This is a genomic window from Polaromonas sp. DSP2-3-2b2 (genome assembly GCF_049895905.1).
Classification (GTDB): Bacteria; Pseudomonadota; Gammaproteobacteria; order Burkholderiales; family Burkholderiaceae_C; genus Polaromonas.
The window spans coordinates 12,677-39,383 of sequence record NZ_JAFCTH010000025.1 but is presented as its reverse complement, the minus strand read 5'-3'; the positions used below and the strand labels follow the sequence as shown (position 1 = coordinate 39,383).

The window sequence follows — 26,707 nt, the reverse complement described above, 5'->3', positions numbered from 1 at the left end:
GCGCAATGAATTGCAGGCTCGATATGCTGCCATCGGCGCGGTTGACGGGCACCACCAGGCTACCGGCCATCGGCTCGTCACCGATACACAGGCCATCGCCAGCAGGCAGCACGCGCAGGCCGTCCAAGGGCACCCCGGCGGCCCGCTTTGCCACGATGTAAGGATGCTGTGCTGTTGCAGCTTCGCAGCGGCCCCATACATCGGCAGGGCTCATGCCTGGGGCTGGCTGGCGCGGCGGTTGTGCGGTCTGCCTGGGGGCTGGGGCGGCCTGTCGCTGGGGCTTGCCTTCACCCATGCGCCCGCCATTGTCAGCAGCCATTTTTTGTAGAGTTCCAGCACCCACACCCCGGCCCGGTTTGATGCTTTTCCACATATCGCGGCAGGCTTGCGCGTTATAGCTGGGTGCGGATGCGCTCCAGTTGTCGAAAGTGTCGAAGTCACCACCGGCAGCATGAAAGCCCATGCCCGCTTTCACCCAGTCATCACGCGGCAGGTCGGCAGGTATCGAGTAAAGCGCATCATGGGCGCGGTCAAGGTCGTTAAGCATGGGCAGCACTCCCACGCTTTGCTAACCACGCGTGAACCTTGCGGCGGTCGGCAATGGTCAGGCTGTACACGCCAGGGCGGCAGGTGAAGCCGTCCCGGTCGATAAAGCGGATGCGCTCGCAGGGCACATCAAGCCCACGGCGGCGAAGCTCTGCCACCAGTTCCGGCCCGTTGGAGCATCCCGCGATATGGTCAAGCGCCTCCCGCGATACGGGGCGGCGCAGCAGCACGGCCAGGGCGCGTAACTGGCGCGGGTTGTCGGTTCCGGTAAACTTGCGCTTGCTTGGGGCGCTCGATACTGCTTTTGTGGTGTCGGGCGTTTTCATTTGGCGGCCCTCCACACTTGCACCAGCAGAAAACCCAGCATTGCACCCAGCGGCGCACAGCACACAAAAGGCAGGATGCGCCATGCCAGCGCGGTAATCCGGGCCTTCATTTAGCAATCCTCCCGCTCGAACTTGGGCAGGTTTGCAATACCGATTTCCAGCACGTTCACAATTGCACCAGCGAAGCCACCGGCAGCACTGTCGAAGTGCTCCAGTTTTGACAAGGCGTACAGCTTGGCGTGAATAGCGCGGAATGCTTCGGCCTGGGGGCGGCCACGCAGCGCGAAAAGTTCATCTATCAGGTCGAAGCCCATGCCAGCCCCGGCCCGCTCAGACGCGAATTTTTCCTCTTGTTCGGCGGCCAGTGCCAGCAGGGCATTGCCCAATTCCACTAGCCCCAGCGGCCCAATGGGCAGGGCAACGGCTTTCCCGTCATCATCGGTCGCGGTCAGAGCGTCGTCATTGAATGCCAGCGTAAAACCGTCAGGATGGTTGTAAACGGTACGGCTCATGCTGGCACCCCCAACACGCGGCGCAGTTCGGCCACCGGCCAGGCCAGGCGGCCATTAATACGCACGGGGCGCAATGGGCCATTTTCGAGACAGGCCCATGCCCTCAAGGTCTGGGGGCGGCGGGTCAGCAGGTAGGCGGCGTGCGCTGTATCTACGTTGGGTTTATTGACCAGTTCCAACGGGGGGAACTGTTGTGTTTCGGTTTGCATGGTTCACCTTTCACGCACGTTGATTCGTGTCGTGGGGTGTACTTTTCCGGCCCGGTATTCCCGACGTGCCCTCCGGGAACTGCGGGAATCAGGGCATTATTTTTGCGCTAGTTCGCGCAGCATTTGCCACTCGTTTTGAACCGTTTTCATACTTAACGACTGTGCAATTTCACGCACAAAAAGGCTTCCACGGTTAGCCCCGGTTCCCTTGTCGAGTGGGGAATCAGGTCCGGCTTTTGCCTCCAAGGCCCGGTAAAGCTCTTTGGCTGTTGTGTATTGCCCGTCTTGCATGATTTTTACTATGTAGGGGCTCGCAGCGTCCCGCCATGTGCGGCGTTTTGCTTTGGCTTGCACCACGGGCGCGGGGCTGGGTGTCGTGGCCTGGGGCTGGGATGCGGCTAACTGCCCGGCGTCAGGCTCCACGCCACCGGACGCGCCTACAGCCACCACGGGCGCGGCATGGGGCTCTATGGGCACTACTGGCGCGGGTTTATGTTTCTGCAACTCACTTTTAACAATCTGTTGAATGGCAACATATATCGGGTTCGGAGTCGCTGTAATCGCTGGCGCGGTGCTGTTTGTCGCTGGCTGGCGCGGTGCAGCCTTGAAACGAGGGAATTTCTCGGGCAGTTCATACCCCATGCTTAAAGCCCATTGTGCAAACTCTGGCAGGCTTACAGTTGCTTCCTCTGGTTTACCCCAAACAATCAGGTGTCCAAGCTCCTTTATTGGCCTCAATGGCCCTGCTTCGCTCACAAAAGCGCAGGCCAGCTTTAAGAGGTCGTCGAACTTTTTCCCCGGTTCAGCGTACCCACTTCGCGGCTTTATGGCGCTTGGGTCAATTCCAAGGCTCACGGCTACTACTTCTTTTAATGTTGCCTTGGGCATGTGCGCCCACAATTCCCAGTCAGTGCCGGGCAGCGGCAGAGGCTCTGGCTTACTTGTTGGGCCGAACTTGGGGTCGCTGTAGTTCTTACCGAACCGCTCCAGTGCCTTCAATGTTGAAGGTGAATAGCCTTTGTCGGCAGAATTGGGAATATGGGGCTGGGGCTTTTGCCTCAAGGCTGAAAGCTGCTCTCCTAATATGTCTCGGGCCATGAGTTCAGCTAAGACATTAGGCTTTTTTGGTTGTTCCATCGGCACCCCTTCAAGGTGTCACTTCATTAAAGAGCCCCAGCAGGTCGGTGAAGGTTCCGACTTTTCGGCCCGGTTTCGAAGCGGGCCTAGCTGGGGCAAAACGGTTCAGGCGTGTGCTACCGGCTCACGCCCTTCAACGGCCATCCGGGCAATGAAGCCGGAACGTGTTTCCCCAGCGCTACGGGCGCGGGCGTCAAGGCGGTGCAGCACGCGGCGCGGCAGGCTGATATTCACCCGCTCCAGGGTGTTGTCTAGCATGGCCGGGTCAACCTTCACCAGCGCCCACAGCCAGCCCTCAAACTCAGGATGCGCGGTGCGCAGAGCTTCGACAGGGGACGGCGCGGGAATGGCTTGCCCGTCATCAAGGGCGGTTTCAATCCAGCCCGTGATGGCGTCCTCTGCCTGAATCATGGCTTCTTCCAACGTATCGCCAGCCGAAAAGCAGCCGGGCAGGTCGGGAACAATCACGCCCCAAGCGGCGGCGTCGGTTCCGGGTTCGATAGCAACGGGGTAGCGCATAGGTAGTCCTTTCAGATACCGGCCTGCCGCCGGATGGCTTTGACCAGCCCCAGCCCCAAGTCTTTTTTAGGGTGCGGCACCACCACGATTCCGGGGCGGCTGGGGTGCTTGAAGATGTGATGTGAACCATTCACCCGGTCCAATTGCCACCCTGCCCGCTGCATATCCCGTATCAGGTCATTACTGGTCATTTGTGTGTATGGTACACATTGATAATCGTTTATGCAAGTGGAGTGCTGTTGATAGTGAGGCGGTCAGCCAGCCACCACGCGAAGCGCACCGGGCGCGGCCAGGGCGTCAAACTTCACCCCGGCCTGTTCCAGAATCCACGCTTCAATCTTTTCGTGATGCACTCGCAGCAGGTCAAGCGGGCGCACCGTGTAATGCTTTTCAGCCGTCGCGCTGGGTTTGTGTCCCATCACTTGCGCCACCACGCCAGCGGGCACCTCAAGCCATTCCGTCAGGCTTTTGAACGAACGGCGCAACCCGTGCAGCGTCAGCCCCTCGATACCGGCCACGGCGCAGGCTTCGCCGTGCTGCTTGCGCGGAATGGTCAGCACGCCACCGGCAGCCGTGAGACTGGAAAACACCCATTCATTGCGGCGGGGCAGGGCGTGCAGCAGGTGCGAGACATACGGCGTCAACGGTATTACCCGCTCGCCTTCCACCTTGTCCCTGATGGTCAGGCCGCGCCACTTTGTATTGATTTCATCCCAGCGCAGCGCCAGCACTTCGCCAGGGCGGGCACCGGTCAGCAGCAGGGTTTGCAGGTAAGCGGCAATCACCGGGTTTTGCACTTGGCGCACGGCGTCAAACCAGACGGTCAACTGTTCCCGCATGAGTGCATCCTGTTTGATACCGGCCTTGCCCAATGCTTCGCGGGTCTTTTTGGTCTTGGCCGGATTCACGCTTGGCAGCACGGGCGCATATTGGGGCTGTTCGGCGCACCAGCCTAGAAACGCCTTCAAGCAGCGCCACGCCAGCCGGGCAGGGGTCGGGCGCGTCTTTGTCTCACGGGCGGCCCATGCCTCGATTGTGGGCGCGTTCAGGTCGCGTAAGGGCAGCGCCAGCAGGCAATGCAGCGGCCCGGCAATGGTCACACCCCGGCCACGGGTTCCACGCTTGGCAACTTCGCCCCCGGCCTTGCTCAGTGTTTCATGGTCTTTGTAATGGCGTTCGCCCCATTGCGGGCGGCGTGCCTCAAGGTAGGCGCTCCAGACTTCGCCCACGGTCAGCGCATGGGCAGCAGCGGCGGCCTTCTTTCCAACGGCGGCGGCCTGTCGGTCACGCTCTACTTGGCGGGGGTCTGTTCCACCGTCAACAAGCATTTTCAGCCCTTGCGCTTTGGTACGGGCCTTTTCAATCGGCCAGTCTGCCAGCGTCCCAATATTGATGCGGATGGTTGCCCCGTTCAGGCGGGACTCAAAAATGTAGGTCTTGCGCCCTGTCGGGGTTGCCCGTAGCGCCAGGGTTGGGGTGTCGGTGTCCCATAGAAAAGCCTGGGGCTTGTCGGTCGGGCAGGTGAAGGCGTCAACCCGGCCAGCGGTCAGACGAACCCGGTTTGCTTGCTGTTTCATGGCATCCCCAAAATCTGTAGGCAATCTGTAGGCAATCTGTAGGCAAATTCAGTGAATAAAGCCCCATATCAATCAACACTCAAGCTCTACAGGGAGCCCCTGAATCGTGTGTAAGTTGTTGATTTGTATTGATTATATCTACGACTATCAACAGAGGGGAATATTCATTAGTTCGGACTGTTAATCCGTAGGTCCCTGGTTCGAGCCCAGGTTGAGGAGCCAAAACAACAATAAAATCAAGCACTTGCAGCAAAAGCGGCAGGTGCTTTTTCTTTGCCCTTGGAAATTTTCTAAGGCAGCTGTCCAATATCCAGAAGATGGCCAGCCAAAAAAATATCCCCTTGCGGGGACATTTCAAATTATCGGGACCATGTTCGGCTTTGCGGTTTCCCGCCAGCCCTGTTTGATGTAAATCTTGATGGTGTTCTTGCTGGCGCGGCCAGGCGGCTGCTGGATCTGCTCAATCGGTATTTTTTCGACGAAATACGTGTCGGTCACGCTTTGGCCCTTGATATCCCGAAAGCAGACGCAACTCAATCAGCCAGCGCTGGTTCCAGTTCAACCACCGGCGCCGGTGTCCGGATCAGGTGGTCAAAAGCGCTCAATGCTGCTTTGGCGCCGTCACCGGCTGCAATGATGATTTGCTTGAAGGGCGCGGTTGTCGCGTCACCGGCTGCAAAAACGCCTGGCAATGAAGTCTGGCCCCTTGCATCGACCACGATCTCGCCATGCTTTGACAGCTCAACTGTTCCCTTGAGCCAGTCGGTGTTGGGAATCAGGCCGATCTGGATAAACACGCCTTCAAGTTCAACCTTGTGCAAGTCGCCGGTCGAGCGGTTTTTGTAAACCAGGCCGTTGACTTTCTGGTTGTCGCCGGTGATTTCAGTCGTCTGGGCATTCGTGAACACGGTCACGTTCTTCAGGCTGTGCAGCTTGCGCTGCAGCACGGCATCGGCACGCAGCGCGGTGTCGAACTCGATCAAGGTGACGTGCCCGACGATGCCTGCCAGGTCAATCGCCGCCTCGACGCCTGAATTGCCGCCGCCGATGACCGACACGCGCTTTCCCTTGAACAAGGGGCCGTCGCAGTGCGGGCAGTAGGCGACGCCTTTGTTCTTGTATTCGTACTCGCCTGGCACGTTGATGTTGCGCCAGCGTGCACCGGTCGAGATGATGACCGATCTGGCCTGAAGGGATGCACCGCTTTCAAGCTGTATCTCGATCATGTCCTTGCCAGGACCGGTCTTGGTGACCAGAGCCTTGGCACGCTGCAGGTTCATGATGTCGACATCGTAGTCACGGACATGCTGCTCAAGCGCGACCGCAAACTGCGGGCCTTCGGTATGCTGGATCGAAATGAAATTTTCAATGCCCAAGGTGTCAAGCACCTGACCGCCAAAGCGCTCCGAAGCGACACCGGTGCGGATTCCCTTGCGGGCAGCGTAGACCGCCGCCGCTGCGCCGGCTGGACCGCCGCCGATGATCAGGACGTCGAATGGCGCCTTGGCGGCGATTTTTTTCGCCTCGCGCTCGACCCCGCTGGTGTCGATCTTGGCCAGGATTTCTTCCAGGCTCATGCGGCCCTGGCTGAACTCGGTGCCGTTGAGGAACACGGTTGGCACCGCCATGATCTGGCGTTCCTTGACCTCGTCCTGGAACAGGGCGCCGTCGATCATGGTGCTTTGGATGCGCGGGTTCTGGACGGCCATCAGGTTGAGTGCCTGCACCACATCGGGGCAGCTGTGGCAGGTCAGCGAGACATAAATCTCGAACTTGAAGTCTCCATCCAGCGCGCGAATCTGTTCCAGGATCGCTTCATCCACCTTGGGCGGATAGCCGCCAATTTGCAGTAGGGCCAGGATCAACGAGGTGAATTCGTGGCCCATCGGCAGGCCGGCGAAACGCGGACCGTGATTTTCGCCCGGGCGATTGATGGAGAACGACGGCTTGCGGTGGTTGTCGCCCGTGCTTTCGCTGACCTTGACCAGTGCCGAGACATCGCTGATGTCCTTGAGCAGTGACTGCAATTCGCTCGACGCCTTGCTGTCGTCAAGCGATGCAACGATTTCGATAGGCGCCGTGGCGCGTTCGAGGTAGCTTTTCAACTGGGCTTTTGTGCTGGCGTCGAGCATGGCGGATTTGCTTTCAAATAAATTCAGGGACAAAAAAAGCCCGGGTGCAGTCACGCCCGGGCCGTGGCGCAAGCGCTGGTGTTAGATCTTGCCGACCAGGTCGAACGAAGGCTTCAGGGTTTCGGCGCCTTCCGTCCACTTGGCAGGGCAGACTTCACCCGGGTGGGCCGCCACGTATTGCGCAGCCTTCACGCGGCGCAGCAGTTCGGCGGCGTCGCGGCCAATCCCGTTGTCATGCACTTCGATGGTCTTGATCTTGCCTTCGGGATCAATCACGAAGGTGCCGCGGTAGGCCAGGCCGGCGTCTTCGCCTTCTTCAATCATGACCTGGAACGCACGGGTCAGCTTGCCGCTCGGGTCGCCGATCAGCGGGTACTGGACCTTGCCGATGGTGTCGGACGTGTCGTGCCAGGCCTTGTGGGTGAAATGGGTGTCGGTGGACACGCCGTAGACTTCAACGCCGAGCTTCTGGAATTCAGCATAGTGGTCGGCCAGGTCGCCCAGTTCGGTGGGGCACACAAAGGTGAAGTCAGCCGGGTAAAACACCACGACGGACCATTTGCCCTTGAAGTCGTCGTTACTGACGGGAACGAACTTGCCGTTGTGATAGGCGGTGGCTTTGAACGGGACGATTTCGGTATTGATCAGGGACATGGCTTGCTTCCTTCTGGTGGGTTAAAAATCCGACTGAGACGATAGTTTATATCTCATGAATAAATAAATAAAATAGCTATTTCCTATTGCCTGAATTGGCGCTGGCTATTTCGTAATCGAGGCATCGTGCGCTGTCCCGCTGGCGTTTCAATGGAAGGCACGGAAAGAAACCAGATTTTTAAGAAAAAAGCTACTTTGCGCAATACAGTCGGGCGTCAATAGCTATGTAAATGATAGTGAGATATTGTTTGTGGATCGTGGTGATGCGCAGGAATCAGTACTCCAGCCGTTCCGGCTTGATTTCCTGCAGGATTGTGGTGGCAATTTCTTCGATGGATTTGGTCGTGGTCGACAGCCAGCGAATGCCTTCGCGCCGCATCATGGCCTCGGCTTCATGAATTTCATGGCGGCAATTGGCCAGGCTGGAATAGGTCGAATCGGGCCGGCGCTCGTTGCGAATCTGGCTCAGGCGTGCCGGGTCGATGGTCAGGCCAAAGATCTTCTTGCGATGCGGCACCAGTGCTGGCGGTAACTGCCGCCGGTCAAAGTCTTCGGGGATCAAGGGGTAATTCGACGCTTTCAGGCCGTACTGCATGGCCAAGTACAAGGTTGTCGGGGTTTTTCCGCTGCGGCTGACGCCGACCAGGATCACGTCCGAACCGGCCAGGTCCCGGTGGCTCTGTCCGTCATCGTGCGCCAGCGAGAAATTGATGGCTTCGATCCGGTCGTCGTAAGCCTTGCTTTTGGAGGCATCCGAAAAACGGCCGACCCGGTGGTTCGACTTGATGCCCAGTTCGCTTTCCAGCGGGGCCACGAACATGCCGAACATGTCGAGCAGCATGCCATTGCATTGCGCCTTGATGACGGCCAGGATGTCCATGTTCACCAGCGTGGTGAACACGATGGGCCGCTTGCCTTCCAGATCGCCGGTGTGGTTGATATGCCGAATTGCCTGATGGGCCTTGTCGACGGTGTCGATGAAGGGCAGGCGGACGTGGCGGGGATTGATCTCGAACTGGGCCAGGATGGCGTTGCCAAAGGTTTCAGCCGTGATGCCAGTGCCGTCGGAGATGAAAAACACGGTGCGATTGGACATGATGCTCGATTCGGTCGGATGAAAAAGCGAAGGAACGCAGGCCGGGTGACAGCCCCCTACAATCGGGCCAATTATCCAGTTTATGGTTCGGTGCGCCGCATTAGCCCTTAAAAAGAACAACCAGGTTGAACGCTGCATCGGACCGGTATCGCCGATTTTTAACCTCCCGGAGTATTTTTATGTCTGACTTGTTTGACGCGACCGCCCTGGTTGTGCCGTTTGAAAACCTGAGGATGACCGATGTCGATTCGGTCGGCGGCAAGAACGCCAGCCTGGGCGAAATGATCTCGCAACTGCCCACCGGACCGCAGGGTGTGCAGGTGCCGACCGGCTTTGCCACCACGGCGCATGCCTTTCGCGAGTTTCTGGCCTACGCCGGGCTGGATAAAAAAATCAATGCAGTGCTCGACGCCCTTGATACCGAAGATGTGCGTGCGCTGGCCAAAGCCGGTGCCCAGATTCGCGAATTGGTCGAGGCACAACCCTTTCCCCCTGAGTTCGAGCAGGCCGTGCGCACCAGCTTTGCCAGCTTGAGCGCGGGCAACCCGCAGGCCAGCTTTGCCGTGCGCTCTTCGGCCACGGCAGAAGACCTGCCTGACGCGTCGTTTGCCGGTCAGCAGGAAACTTTCCTGAACGTGGTCGGTATCGAGGATGTGCTGCACAAGATGAAGGAGGTGTTTGCCTCCCTCTACAACGACCGCGCCATCAGCTACCGTGTCCACCAGGGCTTTGCCCATGCGGACGTGGCACTTTCGGCTGGCGTCCAGCGCATGGTGCGCAGTGACCTGGGCGCTGCCGGCGTGATGTTCACCATCGACACCGAAAGCGGGTTCGAGGACGTGGTGTTCATCACCTCCAGCTATGGCCTGGGCGAAACCGTTGTGCAGGGCGCCGTGAACCCGGACGAGTTCTATGTCCACAAGCCCATGCTCAATGCGGGGAACCGCGCGGTCATACGCCGCAACCTGGGCTCCAAGCTGCTGCAGATGGAGTTCACCACGGCCGAGGAAAAAAAATCTGGTGGCAAGCTGGTCAAGACCACCGATGTGCCGATTGAATTGCGCAACCGCTTTTCATTGACTGACGCCGACGTCGAGCAGCTGGCGCGCTATGCGGTGATCATTGAAAACCATTACGGCCGCCCGATGGACATTGAATGGGGCAAGGATGGCCTTGATGGCGAACTGTACATCTTGCAGGCGCGTCCGGAAACCGTGAAAAGCCAGGCCAAGGGCAAGGCTGAGCAGCGCTACAAGCTCAAGGGAACCGGCATCGTGCTGGCCGAGGGCCGCGCGATTGGCCAGAAAATCGGCACTGGCCCGGTCCGCATCGTGCATGACATCCGCGACATGGACCAGGTCCGTCCGGGCGACGTGCTGGTGACCGACATGACCGACCCGAACTGGGAGCCGGTGATGAAGCGTGCCAGCGCCATCGTGACCAACCGCGGCGGGCGCACCTGCCATGCGGCGATCATCGCGCGTGAACTCGGCATTCCGGCCGTCGTGGGCTGCGGTGATGCCACCGAGCAGCTCAAAGATGGCATGCTGGTGACGGTGAGCTGCGCCGAAGGCGATACCGGCACCATCTACGACGGCTTGCTGGAAACCGAAATCACGGAAGTGCAGCGCGGCGAGATGCCGCCGATCGGCATCAAGATCATGATGAATGTGGGTAACCCGCAACTGGCGTTTGACTTCTGCCAGATTCCAAATCAGGGCGTTGGCCTGGCGCGGCTTGAATTCGTGATCAACAACAACATTGGCGTGCATCCAAAGGCGATTCTGGACTATCCGAATGTCGATCCAGACCTGAAAAAAGCAGTCGAAAGCGTTGCGCGCGGCCATGCGTCGCCGCGTGCGTTTTATGTTGACAAGGTGGCTGAAGGAATTGCCACCATCGGCGCGGCCTTCTGGCCCAAGCCGGTGATTGTTCGCCTGTCGGACTTCAAGTCCAACGAATACCGCAAGCTGATCGGCGGTTCGCGCTATGAGCCCGAAGAAGAAAATCCAATGCTGGGCTTTCGCGGCGCTGCACGCTACATCAGCACCGATTTCCGCGAAGCCTTTGCCATGGAGTGCGAAGCGCTCAGGCGGGTTCGCAATGATATGGGACTGACGAATGTCGAGGTCATGGTGCCGTTTGTCCGTACCCTGGGACAGGCCAGGGCCGTCACGGAGTTGCTGGCCGAGCATGGCCTCAAGCGCGGCGAGAAAGGCCTGCGAATCATCATGATGTGCGAAGTGCCGAGCAATGCGGTGCTGGCCGACCAGTTTCTGGAGTTTTTCGACGGCTTTTCGATTGGCTCGAACGACCTGACCCAGCTGACGCTGGGGCTGGACCGCGATTCGGGCTTGGAGATTCTGGCCAAGGACTTTGATGAGCGCGATCCGGCCGTCAAGGCGCTGCTTAGTCTGGCCATTTCAGCGTGCAAGCGGCAGGGTAAATACGTGGGCATTTGCGGCCAGGGCCCCAGCGACCATGCGGACTTTGCCCAATGGCTCAAGGAGCAGGGGATTGGTTCGATCTCGTTGAACCCTGACACTGTGATTGAGACCTGGAAACGCCTGGCGGATTGATCTTTTTCACCGGCCGCACAAGGGAAAACCCTTTGGCGGCCGGCGCAGGCCGTGTCAGCCATGTGCGCTTATCCAGGGGTCTTGTTCTTACGTCTGCGGCCTGCCATGCTGATTGTTGTCACTGCCTTCAAACTGATTGCGGAAATTGCGCTCCTCGCGCTGTGCGGTCAGTGGCTGCTGGGTTTTCTGTCTGGCGCCAGCCGCAACGACAATCCTTTTTATGCCTTGCTCCGTTTGCTGGGGCGTCCCTGGATTCAGGTGGCCCGCTGGCTTTCGCCTGGAGTGGTGCTGGATCGCCATCTGCCGCTGGTTGCTTTTTTTCTTTTGTTGCTCGCCTGGGGCGCGGCAAGCATCGCCAAAGTTGGCATCTGCCTACGGATCGGGGTGCATTTGTGCAAGTGATGCGTCTGCTGAGTCAGCATCTTGTCTGCCTTCTTTTGAAAGCGCAAGCGCTGGCCCTGCTGGCATGCGGCAAGCATGCAAAGGCACTGTTCCGGTTCGACCGGATGCTGACACTTTTGCCAGCGGACCGCTACGCGCTGGCCAGCCGGGCCCATGTGCTGGTGCAACTCAATCGGCCAGACGAATCGATTGTGAACCTGCAACAACTCACCGGCATCGCGGGCTCGCAGGTGCAACTGGGCGCGGCCTGGTTCAATCTGGGCTACGTTCTCCAGCAGAAAGGGCGGCACGGCGAAGCTCTTCGCGCCTTTGAACTTGCCGTCGGATATTGTCCTGGCATGGACCAGGCCTGGTACGGCCTTGCCCTGGCATTGATTGAGCAGGGAAGGCTGCATGAAGCCAGGGATGTGCTGAAAAAAACAACGACCCTGCAGCCCATGGCTCCCCATGGCTGGTACCGGTTGGGACGGGTTGAACTCGCACTGGGAGCGCCGGAAAAAGCCCTTCAGGTGGTTGACCGCCTGCGGCAGTTCGAGCCGAAGGTGGCAGCGCAACTGATGCGTGACATTGGAGGGCATGTACCATTTTTACATCGTCAGCGAGATGGAACCGCACATGACAATGCCCGCTGACTTGCACCGTCGCTACTGGCGAAAAACCGTCTTGGTGACGGGTTTGCTGCTGATCGTCTGGTTTGTCACCACTTTTGGCGTCGTTTATTTTGCGCGGTTTCTGAACTTCACCTTCTTTGGCTGGCCGTTCAGTTTCTGGATGGGCGCGCAAGGTTCCTTGCTGATCTATGGCTTGGTGGTGGGTTTTTATGCCTGGTACATGAACAAGCTTGATGCCCAGCATGGCCTTGAGAACAAGGACAACTGAGCATGGACGGTTTGCCGGGTCGCCGCGAAGGATTTTCGCACTCGAAAAAGGGCTTTAAATCCCAATTGGATCGCATCTATCTATGGTTCACGCTCGGCGTGGTCATTTACGTATTTCTGCTCGGGGGGCTTGAACGCCTGGGCATGCCACACTCCTGGATCGGCCTGACCTTCCTGTTGTCAACCATTGCCCTGTATGCCGGCATTGGCATGCTGACCCGAACCACCGATGCCACCGAATATTACGTGGCCGGCCGGCGCGTCCCGGCCATATACAACGGCATGGCGATTGGCGCCGACTGGATGTCGGCAGCTTCCTTCCTGGGCCTGGCAGGTACCCTTTACCTGACGGGTTACAGCGGGCTGGCATTCATCATGGGCTGGACAGGCGGCTATTGCCTGGTCGCCCTGGTGCTGGCACCTTACCTGCGCAAGTTTGGGCAGTTCACGATTCCGGACTTTCTCGGCGAGCGTTATGGCGGCCATCTGCCAAGGTTTATAGGGCTGGCCGCAGCCATACTGTGTTCGTTCACCTATCTGGTCGCTCAGATTTACGGCGTGGGGCTGATCACCTCCTATCTCACCGGCATTGCTTTTGAACTGGGTATTTTTCTTGGGGTAGGCGGCATTCTGGTCTGTTCATTCCTGGGAGGAATGCGCGCGGTGACGTGGACGCAGGTGGCGCAATACATCATCTTGCTGATTGCCTACTTGATTCCGGTGGTCTGGCTGTCGGTCAAGCAGACGGGCATTCCGGTTCCCCAGGCGATTTATGGCTACCAACTTGAGAAAGTGACGGCCAAGGAAAAAGAACTGGCCACTGATCCCAAGGAACTGCAGGTTCGTGCCATTTTCAGCCAGCGTGCGGAAGCGTTGGCTGAAAAGATGAAGGACCCGGCGCGAGCCATGGCTGCCGACAGACTGGCAGCCACCCAGAGATTGGCTGCGCTCAAGGCCGGCAACGCGGCGGTGGCGGATATTTATGCGGCGGGCAAGGCATTGGCGGCCCTGCCGAAAGATGAGGAAACGGCGCTTCGTGAGTGGTCCGTTTCGAAAGCAGCGGACGAAATCAAAAGCCAGCCTTTGAACGGCATGCCTGCCCATGCAGCGCAGTTTCTGGGTAATCCTGACGGCACGCCTCAGGAACAAGCGCTTTACGACCTCTCAAGGCGCAACTTTCTGGCTCTGGTTTTTTGCCTGATGGTCGGAACATCGGCCCTGCCGCACATCCTGATGCGTTACTACACCGTACCCAGTGTCCGCGAAGCGCGGCAATCGGTGACCTGGTCCCTGTTCTTCGTTTTTCTTTTGTACTGCACCGCACCGGCGCTGGCCGTACTGGTGAAGTACGAAATTTTTACCGTGCTGGTCGGAACGCCGTTTGATCAGTTGCCCGCATGGGTTCATGAGTGGAACAAGGTCGATCCGGCGCTGCTCTCAGTGGTCGATGTGAACAGGGACAATCTTCTACAACTCAACGAAATGACGATAGGCGGCGACATCGTGGTGTTGCTCACGCCCGAACTGGCCGGGTTGCCCTACGTTATTTCAGCACTGGTTGCTGCAGGCGGACTGGCTGCTGCGCTGTCTACCGCGGATGGGCTGCTGCTGGTCATTGCCAATGCACTGGGGCATGACCTCTACTACAAGATGATCGACCCGAATGCATCGACCGTCAGCCGCGTCACGCTGTCCAAAATATTGCTGCTTGTGATGGCCTTGCTTGCAGCCTATGTGGCAGCGCAGAAGCCTGCCGACATCCTGTTCCTGGTATCTGCGGCTTTTTCGTTTGCCGGAGCTTCCTTCTTTCCGGCCTTGAGCATCGGTATTTTTTGGAAACGCGCGACCGGCAAGGCCGCAGCACTGGGAATGATTTCGGGTCTGAGCGTCACAACCTACTACATGGTTATCAATCAACCCTGGTTGCGTGACACTTTTGGCATCAGTTCTCCGGTTCAGCTCTGGTGGGGAATCGACCCCATATCGGCTGGTCTGTTTGGCGTGCCGGTTGGTTTTGCCGTGATCATCCTGGTGAGTCTGGTCACCAAGCCGCCCAGTCAGGATATTCATGCACTTGTGGACTACATTCGCTACCCCGACCTTAAAGTCCATGACCGGTCCTTTGCAGCATCAGCAGACCGTCAAGGCAAGGCTGCCCCAAAGCACACGCCCGACGGGCTATAATCATGGGCTTCGCCTTGCTGCACCCAAAACCTTTTTAGGTTCGACGCTGGGGCAGCTTTAATCAACCAAAAGGAGAGATATGCGTCATTACGAGATCGTCTTGCTGATCCACCCGGATCAAAGCGAGCAAGTCCCAGCCATGCTGGAACGCTACAAGGGCATGATTACCGCTGGCGGCGGAACCGTGCATCGCGTGGAAGATTGGGGACGCCGCCAACTGGTGTACCTGATCCAGAAATTGGGCAAAGCCCATTACCTCTGCATCAACATCGAAGCCAGCCAAGCCGTGATGGAAGAAATTGAACACGCGTTCAAGTTCAACGATGCCGTGCTGCGCCACCTGACCGTGGTGAAGAAAAAAGCTGAAACCGGCCCTTCGCTGATGATGCGCAATGTCGAGCGCGAAGAAGCCCGTAAAACTCAACAGCAGGAATTTGCGGCTTAATCGCCTCATGCGTGCTGAACGCTGCGTTGCCGTGCAACAGAAGCCGCAGTGAACCATGTTGATCTGACTGCAGGTATCGCCGAGCTAAGTCCTCTGCGCTACACGCCCGCTGGAATCCCCGCCATCAACTTCATTCTCGAACACGAGTCCGAAGTGCTGGAAGCAGGGGTTCAAAGACAAGTCAAGTTGACGATTAGGGCGGTTGCTTTTGGAGCGCTGGCTGAACAAGCCGTCAAACTTCCTTTAGGCAAGTCTTTCAGGTTCACCGGCTTTCTTATCAATGCGCGTACCAGCAAAGGCGTTGTTTTTCATATTCAAGCTCTTCACCCGATCCTTCAGGCAGAGCAAGTACTGAACCCTATTTAAGGAGTCCATCATGGCCGGACCAAAACGTTTTAACAAAGACAAGCGCCCCAAGCGCAACACCCAATCCCTGCTGTTCAAGCGCAAGCGCTTTTGCCGCTTCACAGCCGCTGGCGTTGAAGAAATCGACTACAAAGATATCGACACCCTGCGCGATTTCGTGTCTGAAAATGGAAAAATCATTCCTGCACGCCTGACCGGCACCCGCGCGATTTTCCAGCGTCAGATCAATACCGCCGTCAAGCGCGCTCGCTTCCTCGCGATGCTGCCTTACAGCGACCAGCACCGCAGCCTGTAAAGAGAGACGACCATGCAAATCATTCTGCTCGACAAAGTCGTAAACCTGGGTAACCTGGGCGAAGTCGTCAAAGTCAAAGACGGCTACGCACGCAACTTCTTAATTCCTTTCGGCCGCGCCCGTCGCGCCACCGCATCGGCTATCAAGGAATTCGAAGTCAAACGCGCCGAGCTCGAAAAAGCCGCTGCGGCCAAGCTTGCCGAAATGCAGGCGCAAGGCGAAAAGCTCGGCGGTACTACTGTCAAGCTGACGCAAAAAGCCGGCGTTGATGGCCGCCTGTTTGGCTCTGTCACCAATGCCGACATCGCGCAGGAAGTGACCAAGCAGGGCTATGCGGTTTCCAAATCGCAAATCCGCTTGCCCAACGGTGCAATCAAGACGGTTGGCGACCACCTGGTCAATGTGGCGTTGCACACTGACGTCGTGGTTGACATCACCGTTACGGTTTACGGCGAAACTGCTTAAATCTGGTTTCCCGACCTCCTTGAAAAGCCGCTCCTCGGAGCGGCTTTTTTCTTGGTGAAACCATGTTGTGGATGCGCCAGGAGGCGATGTTGTGCACCGGCTATGCACAGCTTTTGCATAAATTTCAACCTGATTTCCCCAGCTTGTCCACACGCTTGTCCCGTGCGTTTTAAGGCTTACGGCGTACCATTCAGCCTTCCCAAGGAATCCCATGTCAGCCGTACTTTCTCCTTTTCCCGATTCAGCCTACAGCGCTGATCGCCAGATTGCCCAACTCAGAATTCCACCGCACTCCATAGAAGGCGAATCGAGTGTCCTGGGCGGCCTTTTGCTCGACAACAGCGCATGGGACCGTGTCGGCGACCTTCTGGCCGACCAGGACTTCTACCGCCATGAACACCAGCTTATTTATAGTGCCATTGGCTGGCTGATCAATGCTTCCAAGCCGGCCGACATCATCACTGTTTTTGAGCGTCTGCAGAGCCTCGGAAAAAACGAAGAAATAGGCGGCTTGAGCTACCTGAACGCACTGGCTCAGTACGTGCCCAGTGCCAGCAACATCAGGCGATATGCTGAAATCGTCCGGGAACGTTCGATCTTGCGAAAACTGGTGGCGGCCTCGGATGAAATTGCAACCAACGCCTTCAATCCGCAAGGCAAGGCGGTCACGGTCATTCTTGACGAGGCCGAGCAGAAGATTCTGAACATCGGCGAGCAGGGCGGCCGGTCGCAGCAAGGCTTCCAGAGCATGGATACGCTGGTGGTGGACTTGCTGGACCGGGTCACCGAGATGTCTGAAAATCCAAACGATGTCACCGGCGTGCCAACCGGCTTTGTGGACCTGGACCGGATGACATCGGGATTCCAGGCAGGCGACTTGATCGTTCTGGCGGCCCGTCCGTCAATGGGGAAAACCGCACTCGCCATCAATATCGCCGAACATGTCGCCTTGCATGAAGGACTGCCGGTCGCTGTTTTTTCCATGGAAATGGGCGCGTCCCAGTTGGCGGTGCGCATCGTGGGTTCCATTGGCCGGATTGACCAGACCCATTTGCGTACCGGTGCCTTGACCGACGAGGAATGGCCGCGCCTGACGGAAGCCATTGAAAAGCTGAGGACCATTTCCCTGCACATCGACGAAACCGCTGGTCTGACGGTGAGCGAATTGCGCGCCAATGCGCGGCGACTGGCGCGCCAGTGTGGAAAGCTGGGCCTGATCGTCGTCGATTACCTGCAATTGATGAGCGTATCGTCCGGCATGGCCGATGAAAACCGGGCCACTGCCGTAGGTGAAATTTCTCGCGGTCTGAAAATGCTGGCCAAAGAACTTCAATGCCCGGTGATTGCGCTGTCGCAGCTCAGCCGCGGGGTCGAGTCGCGCACCGACAAACGGCCGATGATGAGCGACCTGCGTGAGTCCGGAGCGATTGAGCAGGACGCCGACATCATCATGTTCATCTACCGCGACGAGTACTACACGAAGGAAGCCTGCAAGGAGCCAGGCGTGGCGGAAGTCATCATCAGCAAGCAGCGCAATGGCCCGACAGGAACCGTCAAGCTGGCCTTCATCAACCGGATCACCAAGTTTGAAAGCCTGGCCCACAATTCCGGAGATTTTTAGTAAAAATCAGCTCTTGCGCTTTATGGGTAAGCAAAATTTGCTACATATTTGATAGCTTTTTGCAGGGCTTGCAAGGACTCGGGGCGATTTTTGTGATCGCCTTGGCGATATGGTGCAGGGCTGCGCTGAAGGTTTATTCAAGATCCTCAATAGCCAGCATGTGGTACTTCTGGGCATACGAAAAAGGGAACTCCCGCACCACTGACATCAGCCGTTCCGAATCGTCATCGGAAGGTGCTTTGACCATCAAGGCATGATGGCCTTCGCGGGCCAGGTTGATGTACTTGTTTACGGTTGCGCCCTCGGTTCCAACAGAAGGCAGTTCGACCGAGGGTTCGCCATCGATCTTGCCGATTTCACGCAATATCACCGAAGGTGTGAGGAACATGACGTGCTGGTCGGTGAATCCCGCCTGCTCGATTTTTTGGGCTGCCTGTTCAGCACTTTCAGCATCGGGAAATATGACAAATGCATATCCCGTAGGATAAAAAACACCTTGGATGGTTGTCATTTTGGAAGTCATCAAAAATGGTTGCACTTCATTTCTCCTTGGTTGGCCTGTCATTGCGTCACACCTTGCAGATGCTGTCTGTAGGTCAGACGGTAAAGTGACAGAGGGGAAATTCCCTGTGCAGGCTGGTATGAGCTGAATCACAACAAACTGAGCGAACCACCGACTGCCATGGCTGTCAAGGCAACTCTTCAGACTTTAGCGACGGTACGGACATGACGCGTGCAATGCCCGCAAGGTCGCTCACCAGCTGGTTTGCAAAATAGCTGCTTTGGGTATCAGGTTCCAGCGCTGCGATAACCAGATTGGCCAAGGGCTGACTCAAGGGCACGTAGTAGCTTCCCACCGGCGCATCAATGACACCCCGCACCAGCGAAACCTCGCTCCTGGCTGCGGGCGGGCTATTGGCCGTGGCGCCTGGTCCGCTTTGCTGCGTACTGCTTGGGCGTTGTGATTCGCGGTAAATATCGCCCAGCAGGGCACTTGGCTCAAGCACTTCGAGCACTTTCACGCCATGCAGGCGCAGCCGTTCAACGGCGGTTTTGGACGATCCAGACAGCCAGTAGCCGCATGGCCTGACCCTCGACTTCAGGGTTCTCAGTGCCAGCGCCGATTCCCAGTCCACCGTCACGGTCTTGTCGGCGCCGGTCATCGGGTCAAGCATTTGCAGGTCGTACTGCGCAGGCGTGTTGGCGACCTCGACCGCCGCCTGGCCCCTGCAGGCCAAGCTGGCGACTTCCTTGTCGAGATACGGTCGCAACTGGCTCAATTCGCGGGTTCGCTGGGCTGTACTGCCCAGGACGCTCGTGATAGCGGTGACATGGGTGTGCACGCGCCGCTGGAGATGCAGTCGCCCAAGGCCTGTTCCGCGCGAGTCGATCGTCATGCTGACGGCATTTTTCAGACCTTCCACGTTGCGGCTCGTGACGGGTTCCGGTCTGGCCATGAAAACCGTCCGGTCGGCTGTATCTGCGGATGTGCTGTGGTACCAGTCAGTGCTGAGCCCCTGGCCCTTGAGTGCAGCGAGTAAGGGACGGCGATACCATTCCTCATCGGCCTTGGTCAAAAACTCTGGAAGATTGGCGGTGGTGGCGTATTGCAGGAGCGCATCGAACTTCTGAACGGCGCCAAACTTTTGCTGGTAGATGTCGGAGACCCGGTATTCCCCAGCGTCCACCACCACCGTTGGCTGGTAGTCGCGGCTTAGCCGTGCCAGCGCCTGTGTTTCCGGCGTGCTGAGGCGCAAATGATCGCGCGCAAGGTCCTGGCCGCCGGCTGCCAGGGCTTCACCCTGGGTCGCGCCATCGGGGTTGACGCGCGGAACGATCACGACGTTGATGCGTTCGAGCAGCGGCTGCAGCAGGCCTTGCGCCAGTTCCCGGGCAATGACCAGCAGGGCTTCGCTCGCTGCAGGCGCATCGCCATGTTGCTGGCCGATCAGCAGCACCGTTGGGCGGCCCGTGGCCAAAAGACTGGCAGGGTCGGTGCCCGTTCCCCGAGTCAGTACCAGCGCTTCCAGCGGCTGGCCCTGCTGCGAGGAGCCGATCGGCAGCAGGGCTGCCTTCACCCCGGCCGAGCGGGACAGGGCGGTTGCCAGATCGCGCAGCCAGGCGTGGATCTCAGGCTGCGTGGTAAAGCTTGTCCGGCCGCCCTGAAGTCCTGGGGTGCTGTACACCATGGTGGGCGCCGTGAAACGGGCGGCTACCGCCGGGCCATAAGGCGGTGGTGCTTCGACGGGCACAGCGGGAAATACCGAGGGCGGAGCTACTGGAGACGTTTGCACAACGACTGCTGGTTCCACCGGAACCGACGCGGGTGCAGCGCTTGCCGGTGCGGCCGGGCGCTGCAGTTCAGGTACCCAGGGAGGTAACTGCACGGAGGTGCAGGCAACCAGAAAAATGAGCGGAGCGGTCATGGCCAACCTGGCGGGTCGGTGGCAGGCCGATGCGGTGTCACGGATGATCTTGGAGAAGAAGAAGAAAGGCATGGCGTTCATCCTTTGGCTGGGGGTGTTGACCATGGGTCAGGCGTGATTCGCGCAATTTTGGAAGCAGCGATATTACCGCGCAGCATTCTGTAGCACGGCTTTCATGCGCTGTCGCGCGCAGATTGATGAAAGTCGCAAAACCTCTTGCTCCGGCTTTGGCAGCTTTCAAGGAAAATGGAGTGATGTCAATTACTGTTTCTACCGACCCTTCGATTCATGCCATTTCTCCATGGCGAATGAGCGTTGCGCCCATGATGGATTGGACAGATCGGCATTGCCGTTATTTTCACCGTCTGCTGTCGCGGCATGCGCTGCTTTATACCGAAATGGTGACTACCGGTGCGCTGATTCATGGCGATGCAGGTCGGCACCTGCGCTTTGATGCCGAGGAGCATCCGGTTGCGCTGCAACTTGGCGGCAGCGAGCCGGCCGACCTGGCGCATTGCGCCCGACTGGGCGAGCAGTGGGGTTACCGCGAAATCAATATCAATTGCGGCTGTCCCAGCGAACGGGTGCAGCGGGGCTCATTTGGCGCCTGCCTGATGGCTGATCCGAAACTGGTGGCTGACTGCGTCAAGGCCATGGTCGATGCGGTGGATGTCCCTGTCACCGTGAAGCACCGCATTGGCATCGACCAGGACGAGCGCTATGGGTTTGTACGTGATTTTGTCGGCACCGTCAGCGAAGCAGGCTGCCGCACATTCATCGTGCATGCCCGCAATGCCTGGCTGAAAGGCTTGAGTCCCAAGGAAAACCGCGAAGTACCACCATTGCGCTACGAACTGGTTCACCGCCTGAAAAAGGAGTTTCCGGATCTCACGGTTTGCGTTAATGGCGGTGTGACCACCCAGGCGCAGGTTAGTGCGCATTTGCTTGAAGTTGACGGCGTGATGATCGGCCGTGAGGCCTATCACAACCCTTGGTGGCTGACGTCCTGGGATGCGGATTTTTTTGGAGCTGGCGGGCAGACGAGAACCCGGGAGCAGGTTGAGGCACTGATGTGCGACTACATGGTGCGCGAAGCCGCCGAGCATGGCACTTCGTTCAGCGCCATCGCCCGTCACATGCTGGGTCTACGCCATGGGTTGCCGGGTTCGCGCCGCTGGCGCCAGGTGTGGAGCGACCACAGGCTCAAAACGCTTGGTCCCCACGATGTCATGGCCTTGGCGCACGAAGACGTTTTGAAGGCTGCGTAACGATCAGCCGCTAGGTGCCGGAGCCGGTACTTTACGGATTTTGGCGGGCTTAAGCATGAGCTAATTGATGACGTAGAAACTTGCTTGAAAAAATTAATCTGCTCATTAAATAACCTTGCATGCACCTTTTGGACAGGGAAAATTGTAGAGTTGGGTTGTCGGGTTTCTGGTTGTAGTTGCTAGGTCATCAAGCACAGCTTGCCAAGGAGGGTTTTATGGATGTTGTCCGTAATTTTCTAACGCGTTACGAGCAAACTCGGGAGGAAGAACTATCCCTTGAGGAATACCTCGATCTTTGCAAAAGCAACCCGCTGGCGTATGCCACTGCGGCGGAGCGAATGCTCGCGGCCATTGGCGAGCCAGAGGTGTTTGACACGCACCGGGATCAGCGCCTGTCGCGCATTTTTGGCAATAAGGTCATCAAGATCTATCCGGCATTCCGAGATTTTTATGGTCTGGAAGATCCGATCGAGCAGGTTGTGTCGTATTTTCGTCACGCAGCGCAGGGCCTGGAAGAGAAGAAACAGATTCTTTACCTGCTCGGTCCGGTGGGCGGCGGGAAGTCATCGATTGCTGAACGGCTCAAGCAATTGATGGAGCAGGTGCCCCTGTATGCGCTGAAGAATTCACCGGTCAATGAGTCGCCGCTCGGCCTGTTCAACAACGCCGAGGACATTCCCCTGCTTGAAAGCCAGTACGGCATCGCGCCACGTTACCTGCAGCGTGTCATGTCTCCCTGGGCGGTCAAGCGGCTTGAAGAGTATGGCGGCGACATTCGAAAGTTCCGTGTCGTCAAACGTTTCCCTTCGATCCTGAAGCAGTGTGCCATTGCCAAGACGGAACCCGGTGACGAAAACAACCAGGACATCTCGACACTGGTCGGCAAGATCGACATTCGAAAACTCGAACTATTCGCACAGGATGACCCGGATGCCTACAGCTACTCGGGTGGCCTGTGCCTGGCCAACCAGGGGCTGCTGGAGTTTGTCGAAATGTTCAAGGCGCCCATCAAGGTGCTACATCCCTTGCTGACAGCCACCCAGGAGGCCAACTTCAAGGGCACCGAGGGTTTTGGTGCGATTCCATTCGATGGCATCGTGATGGCCCATTCGAATGAAAGCGAATGGAAGGCCTTCCGGAACAACAAGAACAACGAAGCTTTTCTGGACCGGATTTACATCGTCAAGGTGCCGTACTGCCTGCGTGCCTCGGAAGAGATCAGGATTTATGAGAAGCTGATTCGCAACTCTTCGCTGTCAGGCGCCGTCTGTGCTCCGGGCACGCTGAAGATGATGGCGCAGTTTGCCGTGCTGACGCGATTGAAAGAGCCTGAAAATTCGAGCATTTTCAGCAAGTTGCTGGTTTACGACGGAGATAACTTAAAAGACACCGATCCGAAGGCCAAGAGCTATCAGGAGTACCGTGACTATGCCGGCGTTGATGAAGGCATGACGGGTATATCGACACGCTTTGCCTTCAAGATACTGTCAAAGGTGTTTAACTTTGATTCCAGTGAAATTGCCGCCAATCCGGTGCATCTCATGTACGTGCTGGAGCAGCAGATCGAGCGCGAGCAGTTCACACCCGAAGTTGAACAGCGCTACTTGGCGTTCATCAAGGAGTATCTGGCGGTCCGCTATGCCGAATTTATCGGCAAGGAAATCCAAACGGCTTACCTTGAATCGTATTCAGAATACGGGCAAAATATTTTTGATCGCTATGTGACTTATGCCGATTTCTGGATTCAAGACCAAGAATTCAGGGATTCCGACACGGGTGAAATTTTTGACCGGGCGTCGCTCAATGCGGAACTCGAAAAGATTGAAAAACCCGCAGGCATCAGTAATCCGAAAGATTTCCGCAACGAAATTGTCAATTTTGTGCTGCGCAGCCGTGCCAGCAACGCCGGCAGGAATCCGAACTGGACCAGTTATGAAAAACTGCGTGCCGTGATCGAGAAAAAAATGTTCTCGAACACCGAAGACCTGCTGCCCGTGATTTCGTTCAACGCCAAGGCAAGCGCCGACGAGAAGCAAAAGCATGAGAACTTCCTGAACCGCATGATGGCCAAGGGTTACAGCGCCCGCCAGGTCCGCCTGCTTTGCGAGTGGTATCTCAGGGTTCGCAAGAGTTCCTGACGCCCGGCACGCTTCGCTGCATCTTGATTGGCTGTCCAATCCATCAACCGGAGAAATCCATGCTCCAGCAGGTCATTGATAGACGCTTGTCGGGCAAGAATAAATCGATAGGCAACCGGGAGCGTTTCCTGCGTCGTTACCGAAAGCAGATACGTGAAGCGGTAAGGCATGCGGTGTCCGGTCGCAGCATCCACGACATCGAGCAGGGCGAAAACATCACCCTGCCGCGGCGCGATGTGTCAGAACCAGTGTTTGGACATGGCGCAGGAGGAAGTCAGGAGCGTGTGTATCCCGGGAATCGGGAATATGTACGAGGCGACCAGATCGGGCGTCCACCCGGTGGTGGCGGTGCTGGCAGTGGTTCGGGTGCGGGCGCGGGCCAGGATGGAGGCGGCCAGGATGATTTTGAGTTCCGCATCACCCGCGAAGAGTTCATGCAGTATTTTTTCGACGATCTGGCCCTGCCGCGTCTGTTGCGCACCCAGTTGTTGCCCGATGTGCCTGAATGGAAATCCCACCGCGCCGGCTTTGTTTCCGAAGGAACGCCGACCAACCTGCATGTGGTGCGCTCAATGCGCAAGGCGCTGAGCCGCCGGATTGCGATGGGCGGCGATGTGCGGCGCCAGTTGCGCGGGCTGGAACTGGCATTGGAAACACTGTTACTTGACACACGGTCGCCAAGCGGCGAAATACTCGTGTTGAAGGCTGAAATTTATGCATTGAAGCAGCGTCTTCAGCAGATTCCATTTCTGGATCCCTTCGACCTGCGTTATCGCAACCGGGTCAACACCCCACTGCCTGCCTCGCGGGCCGTCATGTTCTGTTTGATGGATGTGTCCGGTTCGATGAATGAAACCCGAAAGGACATGGCCAAGCGCTTTTTCATCCTGCTGTACCTGTTCTTGATGCGTCATTACGAGAAGACGGAAGTTGTGTTCATCCGGCATCACACCCAGGCGGCCGAGGTTTCCGAGGACGAATTCTTTCACTCCACCGAGAGTGGGGGCACCGTGGCATCCAGTGCCTTGACGCTGATGCATCAGATCATCCTGCAGCGCTATTGTCCGAGCGAATGGAATATTTACGGTGCCCAGGCTTCTGACGGTGACAACTGGCTTCAGGATTCAGCCAAATGCCGCACGCTGCTCGTGGAAAAACTATTGCCGATTTCTCGTTACTTTGCCTATCTGCAGGTGGCGGAGGAAAGTCAGACCCTCTGGGAAGAATATTCCGTTGTATGCAAAAGCCAGCCGCATTTCGCCATGCAGAAGGTCACCGATGCGTCAGGGATTTACCCTGTGTTTCGCGAATTGTTCAAGAAAGGAAGTGCTGCATGAGCGCAATCCTGCCTTCAACCAATGCCGCGAAAGTCTCTGGCTTGCTGCCTTCGCCAGTCCAGCACCATAAAGTGCGGCGCGACATGCTGCCAAGCCCGTCGGACTGGACGTTTGACCTGATCGAAACCTACCACGGCGAAATCGAGCGCATGGCCAGGCGCTTCGGGCTGGACACCTATCCCGTGCAGCTGGAGGTGATCACCGCCAGCCAGATGATCGATACCTATGCGTCTGTCGGCATGCCTGTGAACTACCGGCACTGGTCATTTGGCAAGCAATACATAGCAAGCGAAAAAAGCTACCGGCGCGGGCACATGGGGCTGGCTTATGAGGTCGTCATCAATTCCAACCCCTGCATTGCGTACCTGATGGAGGAGAACACGCTGCCGATGCAGGCCCTGGTCATGGCCCATGCCTGCTATGGGCACAATTCCTTTTTCAAGGGCAACTACCTGTTCAGGATGTGGACCGATGCGTCTTCCATCATTGATTACCTGGTGTATGCCAAGGCTTATATCGCCGAGTGCGAGGAAAAGCACGGGCTCGACGCCGTCGAAGACCTGCTCGACAGCTGCCACGCCCTGATGAACTACGGCGTTGACCGTTACCAGCGGTCGCAAAAACTTTCACTTGCCGAGGAAGAGACGCGCCGCAAAGAACGCGAAGACTATTTGCAGCAGCAGGTGAATGATTTGTGGCGCACGCTGCCCAAGGCGACTGAGAAAGAGGTGGAAAAAACCAGTACGCGGTTTCCCGCCGATCCCCAGGAAAACCTGCTGTACTTCATCGAAAAAAATGCGCCCTTGCTAGAGCCTTGGCAGCGCGAAATCATTCGCATCGTGCGCAAGATTGCCCAGTACTTTTATCCGCAGCGGCAGACGCAGGTCATGAACGAAGGCTGGGCGACTTTCTGGCATTACGCCTTGCTCAACGCGATGTACGACGAGGGCCTGCTGAGCGATGGTTTCATGATCGAAAGCCTTCGTTCGCATACCAACGTGATTTTCCAGCCGCCGCTGGCGCATCCTGGCTTTCGGGGCATCAACCCCTATGCGCTGGGCTTTGCGATGTTCACCGACATTCGCCGCATTTGCGAGAACCCGACCGACGAAGACCGCCAGTGGTTTCCGGACATGGCGGGCACTGACTGGCAGCAAGCCCTCGACCATGCCATGCGGCATTTTCGGGATGAAAGTTTTGTCGGGCAGTACCTCTCGCCACGCTTGATTCGCGAGTTTCGCCTGTTCTCCATCCTTGATGACACCAAGGAGCTGGCGCTCGAAGTGTCGGCCATCCATGACGACAGCGGCTACCGGCATGTACGTGAGGCCTTGGCCCGCCAGTACGATTTAAGCTTTCAGGAACCCAACATCCAGGTCTGGAATGTGGATGTTCGTGGAGACCGCTCCCTGACCTTGCGCCATACCCAGCACAACAGCCGCCCGCTGAACGACGAAGTCAAGGAAGTGCTAAAGCATGTCGGCCGCCTGTGGGGCTTCATGGTCCGGCTGGAAAGTGTTGACGCTCATGGCAAGATGAGCAAGCACTGGGAAGTGACGCCACAGCCCCGCCGCAACGGCGGCATGGGCTGAAAT

At 57.6% G+C, this 26,707-nt stretch carries 28 protein-coding genes; 14 read left to right on the top strand and 14 right to left on the bottom strand.

What is annotated here, in order from left to right; translation table 11 throughout:
* The 12 genes from ACP7AD_RS16390 to ppsR all read right to left on the bottom strand — a co-directional run.
* On the bottom strand, positions 1 to 547 hold a 547-nt coding region (locus tag ACP7AD_RS16390), incomplete at its 3' end, for a PriCT-2 domain-containing protein (RefSeq protein ID WP_426166226.1).
* Positions 540 to 872, bottom strand: a complete 333-nt coding sequence (locus tag ACP7AD_RS16385; protein WP_426148815.1) for a hypothetical protein — start codon at positions 870 to 872, stop codon at positions 540 to 542. The genes ACP7AD_RS16390 and ACP7AD_RS16385, both read right to left, overlap by 8 nt.
* Positions 873 to 982: 110 nt before the next feature.
* A complete protein-coding gene (locus ACP7AD_RS16380) occupies positions 983 to 1,384 on the bottom strand; it encodes a hypothetical protein (protein ID WP_426148814.1) in 402 nt (133 codons plus the stop codon).
* Complete coding sequence (locus ACP7AD_RS16375) at positions 1,381 to 1,593, bottom strand: hypothetical protein (RefSeq protein ID WP_426148813.1); 213 nt, start codon at positions 1,591 to 1,593, stop codon at positions 1,381 to 1,383. Before ACP7AD_RS16375 ends, ACP7AD_RS16380 begins: the two co-directional genes overlap by 4 nt.
* 96 nt (positions 1,594 to 1,689) lie before the next feature.
* Entirely contained in the window at positions 1,690 to 2,730 is a 1,041-nt protein-coding gene (locus ACP7AD_RS16370; RefSeq protein WP_426148812.1) for a hypothetical protein, read from the bottom strand.
* A 105-nt stretch (positions 2,731 to 2,835) separates the two neighbouring features.
* A complete protein-coding gene (locus tag ACP7AD_RS16365; protein ID WP_426148811.1) occupies positions 2,836 to 3,249 on the bottom strand; it encodes a type II toxin-antitoxin system HicB family antitoxin in 414 nt (137 codons plus the stop codon).
* An 11-nt stretch (positions 3,250 to 3,260) separates the two neighbouring features.
* Positions 3,261 to 3,440 (bottom strand): type II toxin-antitoxin system HicA family toxin, encoded by a 180-nt coding sequence (locus ACP7AD_RS16360; RefSeq protein ID WP_426148810.1) that lies wholly within the window; start codon positions 3,438 to 3,440, stop codon positions 3,261 to 3,263.
* Between the two features lie 63 nt (positions 3,441 to 3,503).
* Complete coding sequence (locus ACP7AD_RS16355) at positions 3,504 to 4,826, bottom strand: tyrosine-type recombinase/integrase (protein WP_426148809.1); 1,323 nt, start codon at positions 4,824 to 4,826, stop codon at positions 3,504 to 3,506.
* A gap of 354 nt (positions 4,827 to 5,180) precedes the next feature.
* Positions 5,181 to 5,324 carry a hypothetical protein gene (locus ACP7AD_RS16350; RefSeq protein WP_426148808.1) on the bottom strand — a complete coding sequence of 48 codons (144 nt, stop codon included), beginning with the start codon at positions 5,322 to 5,324 and terminating at the stop codon, positions 5,181 to 5,183.
* Between the two features lie 35 nt (positions 5,325 to 5,359).
* Positions 5,360 to 6,958: an alkyl hydroperoxide reductase subunit F gene (gene ahpF / locus ACP7AD_RS16345; RefSeq protein WP_426148807.1), complete on the bottom strand. Its 1,599-nt coding sequence runs from the start codon at positions 6,956 to 6,958 to the stop codon at positions 5,360 to 5,362.
* 81 nt (positions 6,959 to 7,039) lie between these two features.
* A complete protein-coding gene (ahpC, locus tag ACP7AD_RS16340) occupies positions 7,040 to 7,612 on the bottom strand; it encodes an alkyl hydroperoxide reductase subunit C (RefSeq protein ID WP_426148806.1) in 573 nt (190 codons plus the stop codon).
* Between the two features lie 274 nt (positions 7,613 to 7,886).
* Complete coding sequence (gene ppsR / locus ACP7AD_RS16335; RefSeq protein WP_426148805.1) at positions 7,887 to 8,708, bottom strand: posphoenolpyruvate synthetase regulatory kinase/phosphorylase PpsR; 822 nt, start codon at positions 8,706 to 8,708, stop codon at positions 7,887 to 7,889.
* Positions 8,709 to 8,887: 179 nt separating this feature from the next.
* Between ppsR and ppsA the strand changes: the two genes are divergently transcribed.
* The 10 genes from ppsA (at position 8,888) to dnaB (ending at position 17,943) form a co-directional block, all read left to right on the top strand.
* Positions 8,888 to 11,287, top strand: a complete 2,400-nt coding sequence (gene ppsA, locus ACP7AD_RS16330) for a phosphoenolpyruvate synthase (RefSeq protein WP_426148804.1) — start codon at positions 8,888 to 8,890, stop codon at positions 11,285 to 11,287.
* A gap of 105 nt (positions 11,288 to 11,392) precedes the next feature.
* A complete protein-coding gene (locus ACP7AD_RS16325; protein ID WP_426148803.1) occupies positions 11,393 to 11,689 on the top strand; it encodes a hypothetical protein in 297 nt (98 codons plus the stop codon).
* On the top strand, positions 11,689 to 12,321 hold the full coding sequence (locus tag ACP7AD_RS16320; RefSeq protein WP_426148802.1) for a tetratricopeptide repeat protein: 633 nt from the start codon (positions 11,689 to 11,691) through the stop codon (positions 12,319 to 12,321). Before ACP7AD_RS16325 ends, ACP7AD_RS16320 begins: the two co-directional genes overlap by 1 nt.
* The gene (locus ACP7AD_RS16315) at positions 12,305 to 12,568 is read left to right on the top strand and encodes a DUF4212 domain-containing protein (RefSeq protein ID WP_426148801.1); all 264 of its coding nucleotides are present in this window, start codon (positions 12,305 to 12,307) and stop codon (positions 12,566 to 12,568) included. Before ACP7AD_RS16320 ends, ACP7AD_RS16315 begins: the two co-directional genes overlap by 17 nt.
* Before the next feature lie 2 nt (positions 12,569 to 12,570).
* Positions 12,571 to 14,751 carry a sodium:solute symporter family protein gene (locus tag ACP7AD_RS16310; RefSeq protein ID WP_426148800.1) on the top strand — a complete coding sequence of 727 codons (2,181 nt, stop codon included), beginning with the start codon at positions 12,571 to 12,573 and terminating at the stop codon, positions 14,749 to 14,751.
* A 79-nt stretch (positions 14,752 to 14,830) separates the two neighbouring features.
* Complete coding sequence (gene rpsF / locus ACP7AD_RS16305; RefSeq protein ID WP_293634227.1) at positions 14,831 to 15,196, top strand: 30S ribosomal protein S6; 366 nt, start codon at positions 14,831 to 14,833, stop codon at positions 15,194 to 15,196.
* 48 nt (positions 15,197 to 15,244) lie between these two features.
* Positions 15,245 to 15,562 carry a primosomal replication protein N gene (priB, locus tag ACP7AD_RS16300; RefSeq protein ID WP_426148799.1) on the top strand — a complete coding sequence of 106 codons (318 nt, stop codon included), beginning with the start codon at positions 15,245 to 15,247 and terminating at the stop codon, positions 15,560 to 15,562.
* Between the two features lie 10 nt (positions 15,563 to 15,572).
* The gene (gene rpsR / locus ACP7AD_RS16295) at positions 15,573 to 15,857 is read left to right on the top strand and encodes a 30S ribosomal protein S18 (RefSeq protein WP_011801778.1); all 285 of its coding nucleotides are present in this window, start codon (positions 15,573 to 15,575) and stop codon (positions 15,855 to 15,857) included.
* Positions 15,858 to 15,869: 12 nt separating this feature from the next.
* Positions 15,870 to 16,322, top strand: a complete 453-nt coding sequence (gene rplI, locus ACP7AD_RS16290) for a 50S ribosomal protein L9 (protein WP_426148798.1) — start codon at positions 15,870 to 15,872, stop codon at positions 16,320 to 16,322.
* A gap of 211 nt (positions 16,323 to 16,533) precedes the next feature.
* The gene (dnaB, locus tag ACP7AD_RS16285) at positions 16,534 to 17,943 is read left to right on the top strand and encodes a replicative DNA helicase (RefSeq protein ID WP_426148797.1); all 1,410 of its coding nucleotides are present in this window, start codon (positions 16,534 to 16,536) and stop codon (positions 17,941 to 17,943) included.
* A gap of 133 nt (positions 17,944 to 18,076) precedes the next feature.
* On the opposite strand, the gene ACP7AD_RS16280 is transcribed toward dnaB, so the two are convergent.
* A complete protein-coding gene (locus ACP7AD_RS16280) occupies positions 18,077 to 18,454 on the bottom strand; it encodes an RNA-binding protein (protein ID WP_426148796.1) in 378 nt (125 codons plus the stop codon).
* A 178-nt stretch (positions 18,455 to 18,632) separates the two neighbouring features.
* Positions 18,633 to 20,369 carry a M14 family zinc carboxypeptidase gene (locus ACP7AD_RS16275; protein ID WP_426148795.1) on the bottom strand — a complete coding sequence of 579 codons (1,737 nt, stop codon included), beginning with the start codon at positions 20,367 to 20,369 and terminating at the stop codon, positions 18,633 to 18,635.
* Positions 20,370 to 20,623: 254 nt separating this feature from the next.
* Between ACP7AD_RS16275 and dusA the strand changes: the two genes are divergently transcribed.
* The 4 genes from dusA (at position 20,624) to ACP7AD_RS16255 (ending at position 26,704) form a co-directional block, all read left to right on the top strand.
* Positions 20,624 to 21,637, top strand: coding sequence for a tRNA dihydrouridine(20/20a) synthase DusA (dusA, locus tag ACP7AD_RS16270; protein ID WP_426148794.1), 1,014 nt, complete (start codon positions 20,624 to 20,626; stop codon positions 21,635 to 21,637).
* Positions 21,638 to 21,852: 215 nt separating this feature from the next.
* Positions 21,853 to 23,775, top strand: coding sequence for a PrkA family serine protein kinase (locus ACP7AD_RS16265; protein WP_426148793.1), 1,923 nt, complete (start codon positions 21,853 to 21,855; stop codon positions 23,773 to 23,775).
* A gap of 59 nt (positions 23,776 to 23,834) precedes the next feature.
* Positions 23,835 to 25,112 (top strand): YeaH/YhbH family protein, encoded by a 1,278-nt coding sequence (locus tag ACP7AD_RS16260; RefSeq protein ID WP_426148792.1) that lies wholly within the window; start codon positions 23,835 to 23,837, stop codon positions 25,110 to 25,112.
* Complete coding sequence (locus tag ACP7AD_RS16255; RefSeq protein ID WP_426148791.1) at positions 25,109 to 26,704, top strand: SpoVR family protein; 1,596 nt, start codon at positions 25,109 to 25,111, stop codon at positions 26,702 to 26,704. The genes ACP7AD_RS16260 and ACP7AD_RS16255 overlap by 4 nt, the downstream gene beginning before the upstream one ends.
* The last annotated feature ends 3 nt before the right edge of the window (positions 26,705 to 26,707 follow it).

Bases quoted from the DNA above. Each gene is read 5' to 3' on its own strand.
- ACP7AD_RS16385 (WP_426148815.1), bottom strand. From the start codon at position 872: ATGAAAACGCCCGACACCACAAAAGCAGTATCGAGCGCCCCAAGCAAG.
- ACP7AD_RS16380 (WP_426148814.1), bottom strand. From the start codon at position 1,384: ATGAGCCGTACCGTTTACAACCATCCTGACGGTTTTACGCTGGCATTC.
- ACP7AD_RS16375 (WP_426148813.1), bottom strand. From the start codon at position 1,593: ATGCAAACCGAAACACAACAGTTCCCCCCGTTGGAACTGGTCAATAAA.
- ACP7AD_RS16370 (WP_426148812.1), bottom strand. From the start codon at position 2,730: ATGGAACAACCAAAAAAGCCTAATGTCTTAGCTGAACTCATGGCCCGA.
- ACP7AD_RS16365 (WP_426148811.1), bottom strand. From the start codon at position 3,249: ATGCGCTACCCCGTTGCTATCGAACCCGGAACCGACGCCGCCGCTTGG.
- ACP7AD_RS16360 (WP_426148810.1), bottom strand. From the start codon at position 3,440: ATGACCAGTAATGACCTGATACGGGATATGCAGCGGGCAGGGTGGCAA.
- ACP7AD_RS16355 (WP_426148809.1), bottom strand. From the start codon at position 4,826: ATGAAACAGCAAGCAAACCGGGTTCGTCTGACCGCTGGCCGGGTTGAC.
- ahpF (WP_426148807.1), bottom strand. From the start codon at position 6,958: ATGCTCGACGCCAGCACAAAAGCCCAGTTGAAAAGCTACCTCGAACGC.
- ahpC (WP_426148806.1), bottom strand. From the start codon at position 7,612: ATGTCCCTGATCAATACCGAAATCGTCCCGTTCAAAGCCACCGCCTAT.
- ppsR (WP_426148805.1), bottom strand. From the start codon at position 8,708: ATGTCCAATCGCACCGTGTTTTTCATCTCCGACGGCACTGGCATCACG.
- ppsA (WP_426148804.1), top strand. From the start codon at position 8,888: ATGTCTGACTTGTTTGACGCGACCGCCCTGGTTGTGCCGTTTGAAAAC.
- ACP7AD_RS16325 (WP_426148803.1), top strand. From the start codon at position 11,393: ATGCTGATTGTTGTCACTGCCTTCAAACTGATTGCGGAAATTGCGCTC.
- ACP7AD_RS16320 (WP_426148802.1), top strand. From the start codon at position 11,689: ATGCGTCTGCTGAGTCAGCATCTTGTCTGCCTTCTTTTGAAAGCGCAA.
- ACP7AD_RS16315 (WP_426148801.1), top strand. From the start codon at position 12,305: ATGACAATGCCCGCTGACTTGCACCGTCGCTACTGGCGAAAAACCGTC.
- ACP7AD_RS16310 (WP_426148800.1), top strand. From the start codon at position 12,571: ATGGACGGTTTGCCGGGTCGCCGCGAAGGATTTTCGCACTCGAAAAAG.
- rpsF (WP_293634227.1), top strand. From the start codon at position 14,831: ATGCGTCATTACGAGATCGTCTTGCTGATCCACCCGGATCAAAGCGAG.
- rpsR (WP_011801778.1), top strand. From the start codon at position 15,573: ATGGCCGGACCAAAACGTTTTAACAAAGACAAGCGCCCCAAGCGCAAC.
- rplI (WP_426148798.1), top strand. From the start codon at position 15,870: ATGCAAATCATTCTGCTCGACAAAGTCGTAAACCTGGGTAACCTGGGC.
- dnaB (WP_426148797.1), top strand. From the start codon at position 16,534: ATGTCAGCCGTACTTTCTCCTTTTCCCGATTCAGCCTACAGCGCTGAT.
- ACP7AD_RS16280 (WP_426148796.1), bottom strand. From the start codon at position 18,454: ATGACAACCATCCAAGGTGTTTTTTATCCTACGGGATATGCATTTGTC.
- ACP7AD_RS16275 (WP_426148795.1), bottom strand. From the start codon at position 20,369: ATGACCGCTCCGCTCATTTTTCTGGTTGCCTGCACCTCCGTGCAGTTA.
- dusA (WP_426148794.1), top strand. From the start codon at position 20,624: ATGTCAATTACTGTTTCTACCGACCCTTCGATTCATGCCATTTCTCCA.
- ACP7AD_RS16265 (WP_426148793.1), top strand. From the start codon at position 21,853: ATGGATGTTGTCCGTAATTTTCTAACGCGTTACGAGCAAACTCGGGAG.
- ACP7AD_RS16260 (WP_426148792.1), top strand. From the start codon at position 23,835: ATGCTCCAGCAGGTCATTGATAGACGCTTGTCGGGCAAGAATAAATCG.
- ACP7AD_RS16255 (WP_426148791.1), top strand. From the start codon at position 25,109: ATGAGCGCAATCCTGCCTTCAACCAATGCCGCGAAAGTCTCTGGCTTG.